The organism is Alienimonas sp. DA493, from assembly GCF_043951915.1.
Lineage (GTDB): Bacteria > Planctomycetota > Planctomycetia > Planctomycetales > Planctomycetaceae > Alienimonas.
Window position 1 is genome coordinate 13,214 of record NZ_JBINJD010000044.1, and the last position, 19,713, is coordinate 32,926.

Here is a 19,713-nt window from a genome sequence, read left to right on the forward strand (position 1 = left end):
TCCGCTTCCGGCGGCCTTCAGTCGCCGGAAACCCACTCGCCGAGGCTCACCGGCTGTTCCGCCACGGCCGGGGCGACCGCCCGCGGCGGGAGGAACGTCGGCGCCGCCGGCACAGGCGCCGCCGAGGCCGTGGAGGACGAGCCGGCGGACCGCGTCGTCCGCAGCGGACGCCACGTCTTCTCCTCGGTCTCCGCCGACGGCGCCGCCTGGGCCGGCGGCACGAAGGTCGGCCGGGTCGCCGCGGGGGCCGGGGCGACCGGCGGCGCCGGCACGGCGGTCCGCAGCGGGGCGGCGGGGACCGGTGCGGCGGGGATCGCGGCGGACGCCGGCGTCACCCGGGTCGCGGACGGGAGCGTCCGCCACGCGGAACCGTTCATCATCTTGGCCCGGCGGACGTTGCGGATCGCCTCCACGGCGGACATCGGTTCGCCGGCCGGCGCCTCGCCGGTCCCGTTCTGCGGGGCGGTCGGCGCCGGCGCTTCGAGGTCCAGCCCCTCCAGGATCGCGTCCACGTCCAGGTCGTTCGGGGCGACGTTGTCCAGCCCGGGGACGAGGTCCAGCGGGGACAGGGCGGCGTCCGCCTTTTCCTGCGCGTCCCCCGGCGAGCGCTCCCCGGTCGGCGGGACGGGCGCCGGGCCGGGCGGCTGCACGCTCGGATCGCCCGTCGGCAGCGGAGCCGGGGCCGGGGTCGGGGCGAGCGTCGGACCGGCGGCGTCGCGGGCGGCGGCGTCCTCCTCGGGCGTCGGCTCGGGCACCGGGACCGGCGGGGGCAGCGGGCCGGGAACGAAGTTCGTCGGGGCCTGCTGCGGCACGAACGCCGCCCCCGGGGGGCAGCCGTTGGTCAGGAACTGCGGGCAGGCCCGCTCGTCCTCCGCCTGGGTGAACGGCGCCGGGCTGGTCTCAAGGTGCCGGGCCGGCAGGGCGTGGCTGCGCTCCCACGCCCGCCGCATCGCCTGCTGATAGGCCTGCGGCGTCCACCGGCCCTCGGCCAGCTGCACGCCGTTGGCGTCCAGCAGCGTGCCCTTGGTCAACTGGAGCAGCGCCTGGGCCTGGTTGTAGGCGACCACCTCCTCGAAGTAGGCCCCTTCGGCGGCGGCGAGGTCCGTCTGGGCCCGCAGCAGGAAGTCCGTCCGCAGGGCGCCCTCGGACCGCTGGGCGTCGAGGATCCGCACCCGCTCCTGGGCGGCGCCGATCTGGTTGAAGTAGTTCGTCGCGTTGGCGTGCCGCAGGGCGACCTGCTGGAAGGCGTCGGCGAGCTGGTGCGAAACGTCCAGCTCCTGGGCGGCGAGCACCTTGCGGGCCTTCGTCAGCCGGTACTCCAGGTTCCGCACCTGCAGGTGGGCCTGCCGGAAGCCGATCGGGGCGCTCAGTTCCAGTCCCAGCTGCCAGCCGGTCTGGTCGCCGTCCGCCAGCGTGCCGAAGGCGCTGGATTCGTCCTCGTCGGCGATCAGATCGTCGCCGAAGCCGTTGACCTGGTACTGCGAGATGAAGTTCAGCGTCGGCTGGGTCAGGCTGCGGGCGGCCCGGAGCTGCAATTCCAGCGACTTGATCCGGAACTTCTGCTGGCGCAGTTCCGGCCGGTGGCAGAGAGCCTCGGCGAGGCTGGCGTGCCAGTCCGGCACGAACTCCGCGGTGATCGGCTCCGTCGCCGGGCGGATCACGCGGCCGTCGTTCACCGGCAGCGCCATCACCCGCCGCAGCTCGGCCTCGGCGGCGTAAATCTGGTTCAGAGCCTGCGTGGCCAGCGATTTCTGCTGGAAGTACTGGTTCTCCGCCTGGGCCAGCTGGGCCGGGGTGGTGTTTCCCTCCGCCTGCTGGACGCGGAAGGCGACGGTCCGCACGCCGTCGTCAGTCGCGGCGGCGCCGAGGTCCTCGCTCGGCAGGTCCTCGACCTCGCGGCGGTTCCGCAGGTCCCGCCAGGTGCGGAGGGCGCTGTTGCGGGCCGCCAGGCGGGTGTCGTACTGCCGGTAGGCGTTGTAGAGGTTCCAGTAGGAGTCCTCGACGCTTTTGACGAGGTCGCGGACGTTTCGCTCGAAGTCGAGCAGGTTGATGTCCTCGTTGATCCGGGCGATCACCACGCCCTGATTCACGCCGGTGATGGCGGAGAAGTTTGGATTCCGCGGGCCGGCGATGCGGGTGTACTCCACGCCGGAGCCGGCGAGCAGCGGCTGGGTGAACCGCAGGCCGACGTTCGTGTCGTAGTTGTTCGGGAACAGGCCGAACGACGGATCGGTGTCGAGGTAATCGACGTTCCCGAAGGCGGACACGGTGCCGCCGGTGGCGAGCGTTTTGTTGATGCTGCCGGTGTAGGCCCCGGTGTTGGTGGTGGTCTGACCGGGCGTGAGAACCCCGCCGCCGGCGCCCACGCCCACGCCGGTCCCGCCGACGCCCGGCAGGCCGCCGGTCCCCGTGCCCCCGCCGGCCCCCGAGACGCCGACGCCCGGCCCGCCGAAGGTGGCGGTGCCGAAGTTGTTGCCGAGCGACTCGTCGCGGCGGAACAGCAGCGAGGAGGTGAAGTTGGCGTCGAAGTCCGCCAGCGCCGCCTCGACGCCGCGGTTGCCGAACAGCACGCCGGTCTGGGCGATCGCCGGGTCGAACAGGCTGGGGGTGCCGTCCGGGTTGGCGAGGGCGGCGGTCTGGAAGCCGGAACCGGTCACGTTCCCACGGGGGGCGACGGTGCGGAGGATCTCGCTGCGCTCCAGCGCGATCTTGACCGCGGCGTCGAGTTCCAGATCCCAGATCTCCGCCCGCCGCATGTCCGCGACGGTCCGCGGGGCGGCGGCGCCCAGCAGCGGGCGGACGTCGTTCTCCACGCCGTGGGCGTACGAAATCTTCGCGCCCGTCTCGATGTGCTCCGCCGGTCGGGCCTCGCCGAGGTAGGTCAGTTGCGGCTCGGCCTGCCGGCTGCCGCCGAACCCCGCGCACCCGGGCAGCGCCACGAGGGCTGCGAGGCATCCGGCGCCGGCCGCACGACGCAGCCGCGCCGCCCGGGAGCGGCGGCGATTCTGCGGCGGGGCGTTGAGTGGGGGCCGTGTCATCCGATCGCCCGGGCGAAGAGGTCCAATCCAAACCTGCGGCGCCGCCGGACTTTCCGGACGAGACCGCACCGCCGTCATCGGCGGTCTTGCCGGCAGGACCCCCCCCCGCCATTCGTTGCCATTGCAACGAACGTAACCGTCAAACTCCCCCATCTCCGTCGCGACCGAAGCTTGGCGCCGGCGCAGCGCCGCTCTGCGACGGCGACCGGCGCCCTTACGGACGGGACGGAAGACCGGACGGACGCACTCGGCCGTAGGCCCAGTCGAGGCCGACCACCAGCGCCAGGGAGATCCCGAACGCCGGCAACAGCGCGCAGAGCAGCGCGATCGCCCCCCACAGCCACGGGGACACGACCTCCAGCGAGGTTTCCCGCGGGAACCCGCTCCGCCCCGCGGGGCGTCGCTTCCACCACATCCACAGGCCCGTCATGGGCAGCGCCGCCATCGCCAGGCAGGCGAACAGCCACACAACTTTCGAGGCCGGGCCAAGCACGCTGCCGACGTGCAGCGGGTAGACCCAGGCGTGCCACCAGTAGCGTTCGTTGTCGGCCAGATCTTCGTGGCCGAACGCTTCGCCGCTGCGTCGGTCCAGTTTGAAGCCGATCGACGTCATCGCCCCGTAGGTGCCGCGGGCGTAGTCGTTGATCGTCGAGACTTCGTAGTCGTCCTCCGGCCCGGCCGGAACCTTGACGGTCACGTCCCGGCCCGGAGCCAGCGCCCGCGATTTGGCCACGGCCTGCTCGAAGGTGAAGGTTTCGGGGGCGGCCGCCGCGGACTTCGCCGGGGCGTTCTCGAGCCTCTCCCCGGGCGTTTGCGCCGCGTCGGCGGACGCCGTCGTCGCCGCGAACGCCTGCCGGCTGACGACGTGAAACGACTCCCCCCACACCAGCGTATAGAACAGACCGGTGACGAGGATCGTCAGGCAGACCGGCCAGAGGTAGATCCCCGCCAGGGCGTGCAGATCGCGCAGCAGCGTGTAGGGCTTCGCGGACCACCGCGGCAGCCACACGCCGCGCACCTTCTCCTTCCGGCGGGGCCACCACAGGTAGGCGCCGGTGAGAAACAGGACGATCGTCCAACAGGTGGCCAACTCGACGACGATCCGCCCGGTCGTGCCGAGGAACAACTGGCGGTGGATCTTCAGCACAGCGGCGAAGAACCCGCTGAGCTTCTGCGGCTCGGCGGAGACCGCCTGCACCTCGGCGGTGCGGGGGTGCAGGTAGGCCGTCGACTGGAGCCCCTCGGCGCCGCGTCGTTCGCCGGCCGGCTCCGCCGTCTCGTCCCCCCGAAACGGCGTTTCGATCGAGACTTCCACGGTGCGGCGCGGGTCGGCCCGCCAGGTCAGGCCGGTCGCGTAACCTCCCGGCACCGCGGCTTCCGCGGCGGCGACCAGCGCCTGGGCGGTCGCCTCCTCCGCCGATCCCGCACTCGTCGAGGTCGAGGCGTTCACGTAGAGCAGATCGCGGTTGGCGACGTCGCCGATCTCCGCGCTGAACAGGTAGATCCCTCCGGTCACGGCCACGACCATCACGATCGGGGCGACGAACAGCCCGGCGAAGAAGTGCCAGCGCCAGATCACGCGGAACAGCGACTGCCCCGCTTTCCCCCGCGGACGGGGCGCCGGGGCCTGACCGGGCGCCGGCCGGCGGGGGGCGACGTCGGAGACGCCGGGCAGGACGCCGGCTTCGGCGGCGGAGGCGTCGACCGGCGGCTCGGCGGCGGGAAGCTGACCCATCGCGGTTTCTCGGGGGGTGATCCGGCGCCGCCGGAGCGGCGGCGCCGGGCGAAAGCGGCCGCTCGCGGCCCGCCTTGGGACGAAAGGGTCTCGGCTCAGCGGGAGGGCGGCTCGTCGGGCGGAGCCATGGGGCGACCCCCGCCGCGGACGATCTCGACTCCTTCAACCTCGATCGGGGCCAATTCCTCACGCCCCTCCTCCACCGTCACGGTCCACTTCGACTCGCGGACCTCGTCATAGGCGCCGCCGAGTTGGTCCGGGGAGCCCATCACAGACGGGTCCTTCCGCCACACGAGCGTCAGGTCGTAGTCGCCCGGGGGCGCGCCGTCGCCCTGCCGATAGGTTTGCAGGGCGAAGGAGCCGTCGCTCTGCACCTTCCCCCACGGCTTGGACTTGCGGACGTCAATCGGCTCGCCCTGCGGGTGCAGGGTCAGCACGGCGTTCTCCGGGATCTTGCCGTTGATCCGCAGCGTCCCGCTGACAGGCTGCGTTTCGGCCTCCCAAGCCTCCTTGTCGGAGCATCCGACCGGCCACAGCGCCGCGAGGCAGGCCGCCGCCGGCAGGATGCCGACGCGTGAACGAACGGGGCCCTGCATCAGAAGCCCTCCACAACTTCGCGACCGTTGATCGAACTGCGGGCGGAGATCGCCTCGTAGGAGGTCGATTCGCTCATAAACTGAACGGAGCCGTCGCCCATCAGCAGATTCACTCCGCCCGTGTGGAAGGAGTACGGGGCGCCGAACCAGTTGGCGACGTTGACCACGCGGTCTCCCGTCATCCAGAGAACGCTGAAGTCGCCCGGCTCGTTCCAAACGATCGCCTGCTTGAACCACCAACCGGCGTTCCGCTGCGAAACCCAGGGGTCCTTCGATTGGCCGTAGCCCCACGTTGAGGTGGTGCCGTCCCTCGTCGGGTTCTCGACGCCCTCCACGTAAAGGGACGCGCGGCCCGCGCTTTCGTAGACCATGCAGGTGTTCGTGGTGCCGTCGATGATGTCGGCGAGGCGGTGCGGGGATCCGTCGAACAGCGAGTCGTGGTTGGCCCAGTCGGAAGCGTTTCGCAGCACGGAGTAGTCAGTCGCCTGCCAGCCGTTGTCCGGCAGCGTCCGACCCGCGGAGGGGTTGGAAGGGCAGCTGTAAAAACTGGGCATCTTCGTCTTCAACGCCTCATTCTCCGGGGCGTCCCACGCCACGGAGTAGTCATAGAGCTTGGCGAGGTTCCCCTGGTCGACCTGGGGCAGGATCGCCGCGGCCCAGTTCGCGCAGACGGGCTCCACCTGTTCGCCGCTCTCCTCCACCTGCGGCAGCCAGTTGAGCGGGAAATGACGGTAGGTGTCGTGGTAGTTGTGCATGGCCAGCCCAATCTGTTTGAGATTGTTGCCGCACTGCATCTTGCGGGCGGCTTCGCGGGCCTGCTGGACCGCGGGCAGCAGCAGACTGACCAGAATCGCGATGACCGCGATGACCACCAGCAGCTCGATCAGCGTGAACCCGGCGCGCGGGCGACGCTGCGGACCGAGGGATGAACGGGAAGGCAAACGCATCCGGGGGAAGCCTCGACGGCGGGAAAGTTCGGAGGTGCCAGCCGGTCAATCTGACGGCGCCTCGGGAACGGGACCGTTGGTCGACTGGTTTTGAGACTCACTCTCAACGAGGATGAGCATGGTGCCCTCCCCGGCTTTCCGCAAGGCTCCCTGCGTAATCTCCGCCGTTGCTCGCGGCGGAGGTGGAGCCGCGTCGTCTACATCCGCCCGGTTGCCTGCCCGACCGGCCGATGCGGCGGGGCAATCGCGGCCGCGGGCATGCGTGCGGCTCGGGCGGCGTTACACTTCGCCCGCCGCTCCCCCGCCCCGAGTCCCCGCGCTTCCGTTGCTCACTGGCCCGATTTTTCTCCGGGAGGCCCGCACCGCCCCGCGGTCGGTCCGCCACTTCGTGCTGCGGGCGGGCTACGTGCTGGCCCTGTTCGTCCTGCTGTACACGGCGGAGAAGGCGCTGGTCGGCCTGACCGGCGATCTGTCCGCGGCGGGCCGGGCCCGCTTCGGGGCGCTGGCGTTCCAGCTGCTCGCCACGGTCCAGCTGACGCTCTGCCTGTTCTTCGCCCTGCTGTTCGCGGCGGGCAACGTCGCCCAGGAGAAGGACCGCCGCACCCTCATTCTGTTGTTGATGACGGACCTGCGCAGCAGCGAACTGGTGCTGGGCAAGTTGGCCGCCAGCCTGCTGGGCGTGGCGGCGCTGATCGCCTGCGGGGCGCCGGTCTTCTTTCTGCTGCGGCTCGCCGGGGGGGTGAGCGTGGAGCAGATCGTCTGGTCGCTGGCCCTGTGCGCGGCGGCGTCGCTGGCGGCGGGCGCCTGGGGCAGCCTGTGCGCCTTCTGGCGGGAGAAGACGTTTCAGAGCCTCGCCCTGGGCGTGCTGGGTCTCGTCGGCTGGCTGGCGGCGACCGAGGCGGCGGTGCGGCTCGCCGGGGCGGGGTCGCCGGTCGGACGGTGGGCGGCGGCGCTGAACCCGTTTCGGGGGCTGCTCGGTTTGATGAACCCGGCGGCGGGGGGAACGGTCTCCGGGCCGGCGACGGTGTCGGCGCTGGAGCCGGTCGCGGCCCTGACGCTGCTCGCCGCGGCGCTGGGCGGGCTGACGGTCTGGCGGCTGCGGGCCTGGAACCCGACCCGCAACGTGAACGTCCCCGCCCCCGAGCCCGCCGGGGACGCCGCCGCCGCGGAGGAGGCCGCGACGGCCCGCCGTACCTCGACCCGGCCGGTCTGGGCGAACCCGGTGCTGTGGCGGGAGGTCCGCACGCGGGCCTACGGGCGGAAGGCGATCTTCATCAAGCTGGCTTTCGTCGCCCTCTGCGCCGCCGCGGCGTTCGCGCTGCCCGCCGCCGGCGAGGAGGGCGGCGTCGGCGCGGCCGCGACGCTCACCGGGCTCGGCTTGTTGGGCCTGATCCTCGTGAACGCCCAGGCCGTCACCGCGCTGACCACCGAGCGCGACGGCAACACCCTGGAACTGCTGCTCGCCACGGATCTTTCGGCTCGGGAGTTCACTCTCGGCAAGCTCGGCGGGGTGCTGTTCAATGCGAAAGAGGTGCTGCTCGCCCCGCTGATCCCCGCGGTCGTGCTGCTGTGGCGGGGGGCGCTGGGGGCGGAGGGCTTCGTGTACCTCGTGCTGGGCTACGCGGTGCTGGCGGTGTTCTGCGCCGCTCTCGGTCTGCACGCGGCGGCGGGACACGCCAGCAGTCGCCGGGCGATCGCCCACAGCCTCGGCACGGTGTTTTTCCTGAGCCTCGGCCTGGCGGTGTTCTGGCTGCTGCTCATCGAGGCCCGCAGCAACTTCTTCCTCCAGTTCCAAAGTTTCCTGCTGTTCATTGGCTTCGGCTCGGTGCTGTTGCTGATCAGCTTCAACTGGAGCCAGCCCAGCAACGCCCTTTCCGCGGCGGCGTTCGTGCTGCCGTTCATGACCTTCTACGCCATCACCGCCTACCTGCTGAACGAACCGCTCGGCTGTCTACTGGCGGTGGGGGCCTCCTACGGCTTCGCCGCCGCGGCGATGCTGGTGCCGGCGGTCAGCGAGTTCGGCGTCACGTTGGGCGGGGGGAAGGAGTGACCCGCGGAGCCCCGTTTCGAAGATCCCGGACTGAACTGAGGCGGGGCCGCTGACCGTGCCGGACGCATTCCCCCCCGTGGCCCTGTGGCTGCCCGGCGGGCTCGTGATGCTGGCGCTCACGCTGGTCAGCGGGTTCTTTTCCGGCAGCGAGACCGCCCTGTTCTTCCTCTCCCCGGAGGACCAGCGGGAGCTGGCCCGCGGTTCCGCCCCGCAGCGGGCCGCCGCCCGACTGCTCGACCGGCCGGACCGGCTGTTGTCGGCGGTGCTGTTCTGGAACCTGCTGACGAACCTGACCTACTTCGTCGTCAGCGTCGTGGTGGCGGAGGCGATGCTGCACGAGGGCTACGCGACCGCGGCGGGAATCGTCGGTCTGGGCGGGCTCGCCAGCATCATCCTGCTCGGCGAGGTGTTCCCCAAGAGCGTCGCGGTGGCGGCGCCGAAGGCGGTCGCAGGGCTGGTCGCGCTGCCGCTGGGTCTGGCGGTGCGGGCGGTGGACCCGCTCTCGCCGCGGCTGGACGCCCTCACCCGGGCGCTGACCCGCACCTTCTGGCCGAAGCTGGAGACGGAGGAGTACCTCAGCGCCGACGATCTGGAGCATGCCGTCGAGGCCGCCACGGCGACCCGCGAACTCGCCGGGCCGGAGCGGCAGGTGCTGCGCAACCTCCTGGATCTGTCCAACGTCACCGCCGAGGAGATCATGCGGCCGCGGGGCACCTACCTGACGCTGCCGAGCCCGGTGCGGCGGTCGCATCTCGGCGGGCGGGCGCCCGCCGGCGGGTTCGTGGCGGTGGTCGACCCGGCGGAGCCGCCGGAGGACGGCTCCCCGCCGCCCAACCCCTCCGCGGCGGACGCCCAGCGGGTGCTGATGCTGGACTCCGCCTCGGCGGCGCTCGGCCCGGACCCCAACGACCCCGACCCCCGGCTGGACGGCCGGGCGGTCCCGCTGCCCTTCCTGCCGTGGTGCGCCTCCGCGGCGGCGGCCTGGGCGCTGCTGTCGGAGACCGGCCGCCCCGCGGCGGGGGTGGTGAACGAGTACGGCGAAACGGTCGGGGTCGTCACGTTCGACGACGTCGTCGACGCGGTTCTCCGCCCGGACGCCAGCCGCGCCCGCCGCCTGCTGCGGAGCGACCCGATCCGACTCCGGCAGGAGTCCGCCGACGAGACGCCGAGTTGGGAGGTCGCCGGGCTGACGACGCTCCGTTACCTCCTCAAGCGGCTGGACCTGCCGGACGACCTGTCCGAAACCGACCCCGTCACCGTCACCGGATTGCTGTTGGAAGAGCTCGAACAGCTGCCCGAACTCGGCGACGGCTGCGAATGGCACGGCCTGCGGCTGACGGTCGAGGAAGTCGTCGGCCCGGACGTGCGGCGGGTCCGGGTGGAACGCGTCGCCGACGAACCGGTCTCCCCCGCGGTCTCGCGCAGCGGCGGACGGTCGTCCGGGCGGGGGGACGGGGCATGACGGTCGCCCTGCTGACCGCCGCGGGACTGTTCGGTCTCGGCGTGTATCTCTCCGCCCAGTTCAGCGGGGCGGAGACGGCGTTCTACCGCGTCTCCACGTTACGGCTGAGCTTCCACGCCGCCGCGGGCAAGCGGCGGGCGGCCCGCATGCTGCGGTTTGCCGAGGACCCGGCCCGGTTCGTCGCCACGCTGCTGGTCGGCAACAACGTGGCGAACTACCTGACGACGGCGGCCGTCGGCGTGGCGGTGGCGGCCGTCACCACGCCCGGCGGCGGCGGGGCCCCGGAGGTGATCGCCACCTGGCTGATCAGCCCGGTCGTGTTCGTCTGCGGCGAGTTGCTGCCCAAACGGCTGTGCTACCTCGCCCCGTCCCACTTCCTCGGTCGGCAAAGCTCCTTCCTGCTGGCGATCTACGTCCTCGCGGCGCCCGTCGCCATTCCCCTCGCCGGGCTGGCCCGCCTGCTGGAACGGGACGGCGAGAGCGGCTCCCGCCGGGTCGGCGGCGTACTCGGCCGCGGGCGGCTGATCGAGGTGCTGGACGAGGGCCACCGGGCCGGGCTGTTGACCGACGTGCAGGACCGACTGACGGAAAACGTGCTGCACGCCGCCCCCGGCCGGGCCCGCGATCGGGCCGCCCCGCCGGAACGGGCCGTCAGCCTGCCGCTGGACTGCACCCGGGAGGAATTGCTGACGAAGGCGGCGGCGTTGGGCGTCCGCGAGGTGCTGCTCACCGCGGTCGACCTGGGCGACGGAGACGACGGCGGCGACGAGGCGGCGCCGTTCGTCGGGTACGTGCGGGCCGTGGACGTGGCGGCGGGCGACGGCCCGCCCCGCGAGTGGCTGCGTTCGCTGCCCCGCATCCCGGAGGGGGCGACGCGGTTGGAGGCGCTCGCGGAACTCCGCCGCGAGGGGGACGCCGTCGGACTGCTGGTCTCCCGCCCGGACGCCGGGGGCCGCGCCCGCGTCGTCGGCATTCTCCACGAACGCGGATTGCTGCGCGAACTGTTCGGCCGTGTGTGACGCGGGAGCCGCCGAACCGCGTCCCGGCCGGTTTTCGCTCCGCACAACGACAAACGGCGGCGGGGAGGGCCCCGCCGCCGTCGTTCTCTCCAGTGATTCGCCCCGGGAGGCGTCCTACAGGGCGTTGGAGGTCAGGGCCACGATCGGCAGGGCCGGGCCGGAGGCTTCCCAACGGCGGGCGGCGTCGACCTGCGGCACCCGGCCGGCGGCGCCGACCAGCGTCGGGGCGGCCTCGTTCCGCTCGGCGGCGGCCGGGCGGCGGACCGGTTCGCTCTTGCCGGCGGGCGGGGCGGCGATCGCCGGGCGGGCGGCCATCCGCTCGTCATTGGCGCCGCGGCTGCGGGCGGCCAGCTTCAGGGCGGCGAGGCGTTCGCGGTCGGCGTCCGTCAGCATCCGCACCTTCGGGGCGGGGTCTTCCACGACCGGCCGGCTCACCCGGCGGGAGCCGCGGGTCGGCAGGTTGTAGGAGGTCTTCGCGTCTTCGAACTCCTTCGAGTCGTCCCGCTTGTACTTATCGCTGGAGGCGTCGGCGGAGCGGGTCGGCACGCTGTCGAAGTCGGAGTCCGACTCCGGCCGCAGGGCCGTCGCGGTGGTGCCGCGGCCGGACAGGTAGGCCACGGCGACCGGGTCGGTGCTGGGCAGGTAATTGTAGACGGTGCGGGTCCGCTCCTGGTACTCGGTGACCGGCTTCATCGCCGTGACCTTCTGGTCTTCCCACACTACTTCCTGCACGGCGACCTGCCGCTTCTTGATCACCGGGACCATCTTCGTGACCTGATAGGTCTGCGGCACCTGGGTCACCTCGGCGACCTGGCTGTGCGTCGTCACGTTGCAGGCGACCTGCTGCGGGACGTACTGCCGCTGGGTGGTGTAGCGCGGGGTGAAGGCGCTGCGGATGTTGTAGCCGAGCCGGTTCAGCGAGCCGGCGAAGCCGGGACGCGGGTCGTACTGGCAGGGGCTCATCTTGGGGTTGGCGATGCGGCGGGTCTGCCAATAGCCGGCGTCCTTGATCACCGTCTGCGTGTTGGCGACCGGGCGGTAGTTCACCTGCTGGGCCATCGCGGTGCGGGTTTCGGTCTGCGGAACCATCTCGGTGAACTCCCGCTCCTCATACCGCGTGACGGTCCGGGGGCGCTTTACCGTTTCCTGCACGGCGACGTACTTCGTGACCGGCACGCGGTCGGTGACCTGCCGGGGCACGGCGACCATCTTCGGCGGCTCGCAGACCGCGACGGTTTGCACCTGCTGGACCGGCACGCACTCGACGGCGGCGGTCTGGTAGATCGGCGTGCAGCTGTCCACCGTGGTGTAGCTGCCCCCGTAGGCGCTGGCGTAGGAGGCCGGGGCGTAGGACGCCGTCGAGTAGGAGCTGTAGTAGGAGGGCGAGGCGCTCGCGGTGGAGCACCCGCAGCCGCTGTCGTAGAACTGAGCCGGGGCGGTCGGGGCGGACGCGGCGGCCAACGCCGCGGTCAGTAGCCCGGCGAACAGTCGGGGACGGAGGTTCGCGGGGCGAACGGGGGCCGGGGCGCGGCGGGGCCGCGGGGTCGGACGCGAAGTCATCGCACCTGTTCCGTGAGGAGGTCTGCGCAGACGACGGCGCAACGGGGCCGGTCGGCGAACGCGGACGATTCGGTTGTCGCAGGGGGGGATGCGGCCCCGCACGGCGGCGGGAACGCGGGGCAGACGCGCGGCGGGGTGGAGAGGGCCCCTGCCCCGTCCGCCCTCGCCTCCGCCGCGGCGGGAGCCGCTCGGGAAGCTGCGGGCGCGGGGCGTGCCGCGTCGGGGGCGGGTGGTAGATCAGTCCGGTTTCGCCGGTCAACGCGTTTTCCGTCGGAAATCCGAAATCGACTCAAGCCGCCGCCGGCCGCGGCCGACGCGGCGGCGTTTGCCCGCCGCCGCGGCGGGCCGGATGCTGGCCGGACCCGCCCTCGACTGCCGACCGCCCGCCGCCCCGATGTCCGCCCGCCGTCTCGCCCTCCCGTCCGTCGTCGCTCTCTGGGCGCTGACGGCGTTCGCGGGGCTGGCGGACGGGCCGTCCCGGACGGAGGCGATCGCCGCCCTCCGCCGGGCCGGGCGGTTCTACACGGAGGAGATCGCCGTCCGCGGCGGGTACGTCTACTACACGGACCTGGACGACGGCACGCGCTGGGGCGAGGGCGAGGCGACGCCCACGCAAATCTGGGTGCAGCCGCCCGCTACCCCAACCGTTGGGGAAGCGTTCCTGGACGCCCACGCCTCGACCGGCGACGCGGCCCACCTCACCGCCGCGACCGCCGCCGGCGAGGCGTTGGCGTACGGCCAGCTGCGATCCGGCGGCTGGACGAACAAGATCGACTTCGACCCGCAGGGCGACCCCGGCGCCTACCGCAACGGCCGCGGCCGCGGGAAGAACAACTCCTCCCTCGACGACGGCCAGACGCCGTCGGCCCTCCGCCTGCTGATGCGGCTCGACGCCGCTCACGACGGCCGGCACGAGGCGATCGCCGGGGCGGCCCGGTCGGGGTTGAACGCCCTGATCGAGGCTCAGTTCCCCGGCGGCGGCTACCCGCAGGTGTGGGACGGCCCCACGACCGGCGTCCCCCCGCGGCGGGCCTCGATTCCGCAGGATTGGCGGGAGCTGCCGCGAATTAAGGAGTATTGGGACCTGCCCACCCTCAACGACGGACTCGCGGAACAGGTCGTCGCCACGCTGCTGCGGGCCCGCGAGATTTACGCGGAACGCGATCCGGACCTCGCCGCCCGAGCCGACGCCGCGGCCCGCCGGTTCGGCGACTTCCTCCTCCGTTCCCAACTCCCCGCCCCGCAGCCCGGCTGGGCGCAGCAGTACGACCCGGAGATGCAACCGGCGTGGGCCCGCGTGTTCGAACCGCCCGCCGTCGCCACGTCGGAGACGCAGGACGTGATCGAGGCCCTGCTCGCCCTGCACGCGGCGACCGGCGAGGCCCGGTTCCTCGACCCGATCGCCCCGGCGTTAGATTATCTGGAACGCAGCGCCCTGCCGGACGGCCGGCTGCCGCGGTATCTGGAGCTCGGGACGAACCGCCCCCTGTACATGGAACGCCGTGGCCGGGAGTACCGCCCCACCTTCGACGACCGCGACCTGCCCGACCACTACGGCTGGAAGGTGGACAGTCAGGTTCCCGCGCTCCGCCGGCGTCTGGAGCGGGCGCGAGCCGGCCGGCGGAGCCCCGGCGGGGAGCGGTCGGACCTTGCCGCGGAGGCCCGGGCCGCCGTCGACGCGCTGGACGACGCCGGGCGTTGGGTCGAACTGTCGCAAGGCGGCAAACTGCACGGGCAGGCGAAGATCCCGGCCGGCCACCGGTACGTCGCCAGCGGGACGTTCGCCGAGAACATGACCGCCCTCGCCGCGTATCTGCGGGCGGACGCCGCCGAGTGACGCCGCTCGCGAGCTTCAGCGGGCCGTCGGGGCGAGTTGCACGAGCAACCGCTCCAGCACGGTGCGGTCCGGCAGCGCGGAGCCGCCGCGGAGGGCGCCGTCCGCCTCGAGCAGCAAGCCGCGGAACCGTTCCGCCCGCTTTCGGCCGAGTCGGCGCAGGTACTGCTCCGTCTCGCCCCGCTCCTTCGGAAACACGCCCGCCGTCGCCAGGGCTCGGGAGAGGTTGCCGTCGGCGGCGGAGAGGTCAACGGCGGTGGCGGTCTTCCGCAACACGAAGCTCATCCCGCCGAGGATCTTGAACGGGGCCTCCCCGGCGAGCAGCAGTTTGTCGAGTTCCGCCAGCGCCCCGCCGACGTTGCCGCGGCGGACTTCGGCCAGCATCTCGAAGGTGTTCTTCACGGAGCCGTCCATCACGAGCGTCGCGACGTCCTCCGCCGTCACCGCCTTCGGATCGCGGTCCGCGGCGAAGGCGCACAGCTTGCCGAGTTCCTGCTCCAACAGTCCCAGGTCCGTTCCGGCGAGCGTCACCATCAACTCGGCGGCGTCGCGGGCCAACGCGGTGCCGTACTCCGACTTCGCCACGCCGACGAGGTACGCCGCCGCCTTGGCTCCCTTCAGTTCGGTGCACTCCAGCGTGAGGCCGGACTTGGCGACGGCCTTCGCCAGCCGCGTCGTCTTCGGCCACTTGGAGACCTCCAGGATCAGCACGCTCCCGGCGGCCGGGGCCGCCACGTAACGCTCCAGCCCGGCCCGGTGGTCCGACACGAAGCGGTCCGCCGACGTCACCGTCACGATCCGGGCGGAGGCGAACATCGAGACGGTGCGCAGCTCGTCCAAGGCCGAGGCGAGATCGGCGGTCTCCCCGTCGAGCCGGGTCGGTTCGTCGTCGTCGCCCAGCACGGCGGCGGCGATGCGGTCGACGCACCGGCGGGCCAGCAGCCGTTGGTCCCCGTGCACCGCGACCACCGGCGGCACGTCGGCTGCGGCGAGGCCGGACTGCTTGAGGAACTCGGCGGCGTGCATGGCGGAGAGGAAGGCCGGCGGGGTGTCGTCGCCCGCAGTATCGGCGCTCCCGCGGGCTGTGCTATCCCCGTTCAATGCTCCGCTGCCCGACCGCCGCCGCGCCGATTTCTCGGGGAACGCACCTCGCCCGGTTGGCGTCCGGGTGGGCGGGCTGCGTCGGCTGTCCGCACGTCGGCGATCTCGAGGGGGCCTCCCCCGCATTGCGTCGCCGGCTGGAACGTCGCCCGGGGGGCGAACGCCCCGACCCGTTCGGCGGCGTGGCGGGGGCGGACTTCCTTCCGGAACACGCCGCAACCCTCGCCGCCCGCTTCGCCGCGACGCTGCCGCCGCGGGCGGCCGTCGTGCTGGGGCGGGACGAACGGGCGACGCACGCCCCGTTCCTGCCGGCCGTCGCCGCGGCCCTGCGGCAGGCAGGCTGCGACGTGCTGCACCTCGGGGAGGCGTTGGAGCCGGCAATGCGGTTCGCCGTGCGAAAGACCGGCGCCGCGGCCGGACTCTGGCTCGCCGCCCCGGACCGCCCGGCGGGTCACGCTGGGCTGATCCCCGTCGCCGCCGGAGGCCGGCCGCTGAGGGCCGACGAATCTGCGGCGCTGCTGAACGAGACCCCGCGGATCGAGCGGCGGTCCGGCGCCGAGCACCCCTGCGGAGCCGCGGCGGAACACGAGGCGTCCCTGTGGCCGGCGTTCCGCACGCTGTCCGCCCTGCGCATCACGCTGGCGAGCCCGTCGCGGGCCGTGCGAGCACGATTCGCACGCCTGTTCTCCGCCCTGCCGGACGATCTGCGGGCGGTCGATCTCCCGCCGAACGCCGACGCTGCCGCACTGCGGGAGACCATGCGGGAGTCCCGCGGAGACATTCGACTCACCGTGGACTCTTCGTCGGCCCGCTGTCGGACGTTCGCCCCGGACGGAGAGCCGGTTCCCTGGCAGGACACGGTCCGCACGCTCGCCGCGGACGCGGTGCGGCGGGCACCGAAAAAACCGAACGCTCCGACGGTCGCCGTCGCCGCGGAACTGGCGGACGAACTGCGGCTGAAGATCGCCGCCGCCGGCGGCCGGGTGCGGGAGGTGGAGGACGCGCCGGCGGCCCTGTGGACGGCGGTGGAGGAGGGCTGCGTCCTCGCCGCGGGCACGGCCGGCCGCGTAATTTTCGCCGCTCCGCACGGACCGGCGGCCGACGCGGCGCTCACCCTGGCCGCCCTGCTCCGGGCCGCGGCCTAGCGGCGAACGTTCGCTCAGCCGGCGGGAGCGAAGAAAAACCGCCCGGCACGCGGAGCGTGCCGGGCGGATGGCGGTTCTGACGGCGGGGGCCGCGACTATTCGTCGCCGTCCTCGTCCTCCGGCGTGTAGCCGTCGGCGTCGTCGTCGCTGACGGTGGCGCCGACGAGCTTGTCGTCGTCGCCGGAGGCGGGGTTCTCGTCCTGCTCGGTCGATTTCCCCTCGGCTCCCTTCTTCTTGGGCAGGTTCGGCTTGGCGACGGTCCGACCGGTGAAGTCGAGCCGCTTCTTCGCGTCCTTTTCGTCGGCGTCCTCGCCCTCGAGCGGGACGGCGTCCACGAGGATCGAGTTGTGCCCCTCGAAGGCGCCGCGGAGCAGTTCTTCGGACAGCGGGTCCTCGATGTACTGCTCCACGCTGCGACGCAGCGGGCGGGCGCCGTACTCGGTGTTGGAGCCCTTGTCGATCACGAACTCGCGGGCGGCGTCCGTCATCTCGAGGGCCAGACCGCGTTCGGCGAGGCGTTCGCGGACCTTGGACAGCTCGATATCGACGATCCGTTTCAGGTTCTCCCGGTTCAATTCGCGGAAGACGATCACATCGTCCAGACGACCGATGAACTCCGGCTTGAAGGCGGCTTCCACGTCGTGGAGCAGGCGTTCCTTCATCTTCTCGTAGGAGACGTCCTCGTCGCCCTGCTTGGAGAAGCCGAAGCCGGCCCCGCTGGCGATGCTCTTGGCGCCGACGTTCGTGGTCATGATGAGGACCACGTTCTTGAAGTCGATCTTGCGGCCGAAGCTGTCCGTGAGGTGCCCCTCCTCCATGATCTGAAGGAGCATATTGAACACGTCCGGGTGGGCCTTCTCGATCTCGTCCAGCAGCACGACGGCGTAGGGCCGGCGGCGGATCTTCTCCGTGAGCTGGCCGCCTTCCTCGTAGCCGACGTACCCCGGGGGGGCGCCGATCAGGCGGGAGACGTTGTGCTTCTCCATGTACTCGGACATGTCGATCTGGATCAGCGCGTCGTCCTCGCCGAAGAGGAACTCCGCCAGCGTCTTGGCCAGCAGCGTCTTGCCCACGCCGGTGGGGCCGGCGAACAGGAAGATGCCCGTGGGCCGCTTGGGGTCCTTCAGGCCGCTGCGGGAGCGCCGGATCGCCTTGGAGACCTGTTTGACGGCCTCCTTCTGGGAGACGACGGTCTCGTGCAGTTCGTCCTCCATGGCGAGCAGCCGGACGGCGTCCTCGCTGGAGAGGCGAGTCAGCGGGATGCCGGTCATCTTGGCGACGACCTCGGCGATCACGTCCTCGTCGACGGTGCCGTCCGTCTGCTGGGACTGCTCCTTCCACTCCTCGGTGGCGTTTTCCTTCTTCTGTTTGACCTGATCGGCCTGATCGCGGAGGGCGGCGGCCTTCTCGAAGTCCTGGTTGGCGACCGCCTCCTCCTTGGCGGCGTTGAGCCGCTCGATCTCGGCGTCCAGATCCTTCAGGTCCGGCGGGCGGACCATGGACTTCAGCCGGATGCGGGCGCCGGCCTCGTCGATCACGTCGATCGCCTTGTCCGGCAGGGCCCGCTCGGAGATGTAGCGGGTGCTGAACTCGACGGCGGCCTGCAGCGCGTCGTCGGTGATCTCGACCCGGTGGTGCTTCTCGTAGCGCTCGCGGAGCCCCTTGAGGATTTCGACGGCCTGCTCCGGGCTGGGCGGCTCGACGTTCACCTTCTGGAACCGGCGCTCCAGGGCGGAGTCCTTTTCGATGTACTTGCGGTACTCGTCCAGCGTCGTGGCGCCGATGCACTGGAGCTCGCCGCGGGACAGCGCCGGCTTGAGGACGTTGCTGGCGTCGATCGCTCCCTCGGCGCCGCCGGCGCCGACGAGCGTGTGCAACTCGTCGATGAACAGAATGATGTTCTTGGCCCGGCGGACCTCGTTCATCACGGCCTTGATCCGCTCCTCGAACTGGCCGCGGTACTTCGTGCCGGCGACCATCATGGCGAGGTCCAGCACGACGATCCGGCGCTCGCGGAGCAGGTCCGGCACGTTGCCGTCGACGACCATCTGGGCGAAGCCCTCGACGATGGCGGTCTTGCCGACGCCCGCCTCGCCCAGCAGGACGGGGTTGTTCTTCTGCCGACGGCAGAGGACCTGGGTGATGCGCTCGATCTCGTTGGCCCGGCCGATGACCGGGTCGAGCTTGCCGTTCTTGGCGAGTTCGGTGAGGTCGCGGCCGAAGCTGTCGAGGGCCGGGGTCTTGCTCTTGCCGCTCCGCTTGCCGCGCTCGCCCTTGGAGGAGGATCCGGAGCGCCCGCCGCGGCCGCCGGCCTCCTCGTCGTCCTCGCCCCCTTCCAAGCCGTGGCCGAGCAGGTTGAGGACCTCTTCGCGGACGTCCTCGAGCTTCAGGCCGAGGTTCATCAGCACCTGGGCGGCGACGCCCTCCTGCTCGCGGAGCAGGCCGAGGAGGAGGTGTTCGGTGCCGACGTAGTTGTGGTTGAGGTTGCGAGCCTCCTCCATCGCGTACTCGATCACCTTTTTCGCCCGCGGGGTCTGCGGGAGCTTGCCCATCGTGACCATGTCCGGGCCGGACTGGACGATCTTCTCCACCTCGAGGCGAATGCCGCGGAGGTCGACGTCGAGGTTCTTCAGGACGTTCGCGGCGACGCCGGAGCCCTCTTTGACGAGGCCGAGGAGGATGTGCTCGGTCCCGATGTACTCGTGGTTGAACCGCTGGGCCTCCTGGTTGGCCAGCTGCATGACCTTGCGGGCGCGGTCCGTGAAGCGTTCGTACATAGCGGGGACGGGGTGTTCTTCGTGTCGGTCGGTGCGATACGTCCGCCGCGGGGGCGGGAGCCGGCGCCCCGGGGCGGAGGAGCCGGGGGGAGCGAGCGGGCGGACCGCAGATTGTAGGCGACGCCCGCGAGGCGGACCGGAAGAAAGTCGACCGACGCTCGCGGAGGGGGGCGGGAGGGGACGGAGACTCTAGAATGCCCGGGCCGCCCTCACAACCGCCCCGACCGTCACCTCCCCGTTCCCGCGCCTCGCCAGACGCCTGCCGCATGCCCCCGGAGCCCCCCGCCCTTCGTCTGTTGGACGCCGCCGAGAATCGGGCTCGGGAGGGTCTGCGCGTGCTGGAGGATCACGCCCGCTTCGTGCTGGACGACGCCGGCCTGACGGGCGAACTGAAAGCGATCCGGCACGCCCTCGCCGCCGCCCTGCCGGCCGGCCGGGCGGCCCGCTGC

12 protein-coding genes and 1 pseudogene are annotated in these 19,713 nt (G+C 72.0%); 6 read left to right on the forward strand and 7 right to left on the reverse strand.

Annotated features, from left to right (window positions below; genetic code table 11):
* Positions 1-17: 17 nt before the first annotated feature.
* The 4 genes from ACG2DA_RS08995 to ACG2DA_RS09010 all read right to left on the reverse strand — a co-directional run bounded on the left by ACG2DA_RS08995 (position 18) and on the right by ACG2DA_RS09010 (position 6,316).
* Complete coding sequence (locus ACG2DA_RS08995) at positions 18-2,939, reverse strand: TolC family protein (protein WP_395255244.1); 2,922 nt, start codon at positions 2,937-2,939, stop codon at positions 18-20.
* Positions 2,940-3,252: 313 nt separating this feature from the next.
* Positions 3,253-4,773: a PepSY-associated TM helix domain-containing protein gene (locus ACG2DA_RS09000; RefSeq protein WP_395255245.1), complete on the reverse strand. Its 1,521-nt coding sequence runs from the start codon at positions 4,771-4,773 to the stop codon at positions 3,253-3,255.
* Between the two features lie 95 nt (positions 4,774-4,868).
* Positions 4,869-5,369 carry a hypothetical protein gene (locus tag ACG2DA_RS09005; RefSeq protein WP_395255246.1) on the reverse strand — a complete coding sequence of 167 codons (501 nt, stop codon included), beginning with the start codon at positions 5,367-5,369 and terminating at the stop codon, positions 4,869-4,871.
* The gene (locus tag ACG2DA_RS09010; protein ID WP_395255247.1) at positions 5,369-6,316 is read right to left on the reverse strand and encodes a DUF1559 domain-containing protein; all 948 of its coding nucleotides are present in this window, start codon (positions 6,314-6,316) and stop codon (positions 5,369-5,371) included. Before ACG2DA_RS09010 ends, ACG2DA_RS09005 begins: the two co-directional genes overlap by 1 nt.
* A gap of 325 nt (positions 6,317-6,641) precedes the next feature.
* On the opposite strand from ACG2DA_RS09010, the gene ACG2DA_RS09015 reads away from it, so the two are divergent.
* From ACG2DA_RS09015 to ACG2DA_RS09025, 3 genes are all read left to right on the forward strand, one after another.
* The gene (locus ACG2DA_RS09015; protein WP_395255248.1) at positions 6,642-8,366 is read left to right on the forward strand and encodes an ABC transporter permease; all 1,725 of its coding nucleotides are present in this window, start codon (positions 6,642-6,644) and stop codon (positions 8,364-8,366) included.
* Positions 8,367-8,442: 76 nt separating this feature from the next.
* The gene (locus ACG2DA_RS09020) at positions 8,443-9,828 is read left to right on the forward strand and encodes a CNNM domain-containing protein (protein WP_395255249.1); all 1,386 of its coding nucleotides are present in this window, start codon (positions 8,443-8,445) and stop codon (positions 9,826-9,828) included.
* Complete coding sequence (locus ACG2DA_RS09025; RefSeq protein WP_395255250.1) at positions 9,825-10,847, forward strand: CNNM domain-containing protein; 1,023 nt, start codon at positions 9,825-9,827, stop codon at positions 10,845-10,847. Before ACG2DA_RS09020 ends, ACG2DA_RS09025 begins: the two co-directional genes overlap by 4 nt.
* A gap of 114 nt (positions 10,848-10,961) precedes the next feature.
* On the opposite strand, the gene ACG2DA_RS09030 is transcribed toward ACG2DA_RS09025, so the two are convergent.
* Positions 10,962-12,407, reverse strand: coding sequence for a hypothetical protein (locus ACG2DA_RS09030; RefSeq protein ID WP_395255251.1), 1,446 nt, complete (start codon positions 12,405-12,407; stop codon positions 10,962-10,964).
* A gap of 394 nt (positions 12,408-12,801) precedes the next feature.
* Between ACG2DA_RS09030 and ACG2DA_RS09035 the strand changes: the two genes are divergently transcribed.
* Positions 12,802-14,244 carry a pectate lyase gene (locus ACG2DA_RS09035; protein ID WP_395255252.1) on the forward strand — a complete coding sequence of 481 codons (1,443 nt, stop codon included), beginning with the start codon at positions 12,802-12,804 and terminating at the stop codon, positions 14,242-14,244.
* A gap of 15 nt (positions 14,245-14,259) precedes the next feature.
* On the opposite strand, the gene holA is transcribed toward ACG2DA_RS09035, so the two are convergent.
* Positions 14,260-15,267: a DNA polymerase III subunit delta gene (holA, locus tag ACG2DA_RS09040; protein ID WP_395255253.1), complete on the reverse strand. Its 1,008-nt coding sequence runs from the start codon at positions 15,265-15,267 to the stop codon at positions 14,260-14,262.
* 74 nt (positions 15,268-15,341) lie between these two features.
* On the opposite strand from holA, the gene ACG2DA_RS09045 reads away from it, so the two are divergent.
* The gene (locus ACG2DA_RS09045; RefSeq protein WP_395255254.1) at positions 15,342-16,487 is read left to right on the forward strand and encodes a hypothetical protein; all 1,146 of its coding nucleotides are present in this window, start codon (positions 15,342-15,344) and stop codon (positions 16,485-16,487) included.
* 95 nt (positions 16,488-16,582) lie between these two features.
* On the opposite strand, the gene ACG2DA_RS09050 is transcribed toward ACG2DA_RS09045, so the two are convergent.
* Positions 16,583-19,264: an ATP-dependent Clp protease ATP-binding subunit gene (locus ACG2DA_RS09050; RefSeq protein ID WP_395255256.1), complete on the reverse strand. Its 2,682-nt coding sequence runs from the start codon at positions 19,262-19,264 to the stop codon at positions 16,583-16,585.
* A 266-nt stretch (positions 19,265-19,530) separates the two neighbouring features.
* On the opposite strand from ACG2DA_RS09050, the pseudogene ACG2DA_RS09055 reads away from it, so the two are divergent.
* Positions 19,531-19,713, forward strand: a pseudogene (locus ACG2DA_RS09055) (hypothetical protein); the annotation flags it as partial.

What these genes read in the sequence shown, in the direction of transcription:
- ACG2DA_RS09000 (WP_395255245.1), bottom strand. Translation starts at nt 4,773, where the DNA reads ATGGGTCAGCTTCCCGCCGCCGAGCCGCCGGTCGACGCCTCCGCCGCC.
- ACG2DA_RS09005 (WP_395255246.1), bottom strand. Translation starts at nt 5,369, where the DNA reads ATGCAGGGCCCCGTTCGTTCACGCGTCGGCATCCTGCCGGCGGCGGCC.
- ACG2DA_RS09010 (WP_395255247.1), bottom strand. Translation starts at nt 6,316, where the DNA reads ATGCGTTTGCCTTCCCGTTCATCCCTCGGTCCGCAGCGTCGCCCGCGC.
- ACG2DA_RS09025 (WP_395255250.1), top strand. Translation starts at nt 9,825, where the DNA reads ATGACGGTCGCCCTGCTGACCGCCGCGGGACTGTTCGGTCTCGGCGTG.
- ACG2DA_RS09030 (WP_395255251.1), bottom strand. Translation starts at nt 12,407, where the DNA reads ATGACTTCGCGTCCGACCCCGCGGCCCCGCCGCGCCCCGGCCCCCGTT.
- ACG2DA_RS09035 (WP_395255252.1), top strand. Translation starts at nt 12,802, where the DNA reads ATGTCCGCCCGCCGTCTCGCCCTCCCGTCCGTCGTCGCTCTCTGGGCG.
- holA (WP_395255253.1), bottom strand. Translation starts at nt 15,267, where the DNA reads ATGCACGCCGCCGAGTTCCTCAAGCAGTCCGGCCTCGCCGCAGCCGAC.
- ACG2DA_RS09045 (WP_395255254.1), top strand. Translation starts at nt 15,342, where the DNA reads ATGCTCCGCTGCCCGACCGCCGCCGCGCCGATTTCTCGGGGAACGCAC.
- ACG2DA_RS09050 (WP_395255256.1), bottom strand. Translation starts at nt 19,264, where the DNA reads ATGTACGAACGCTTCACGGACCGCGCCCGCAAGGTCATGCAGCTGGCC.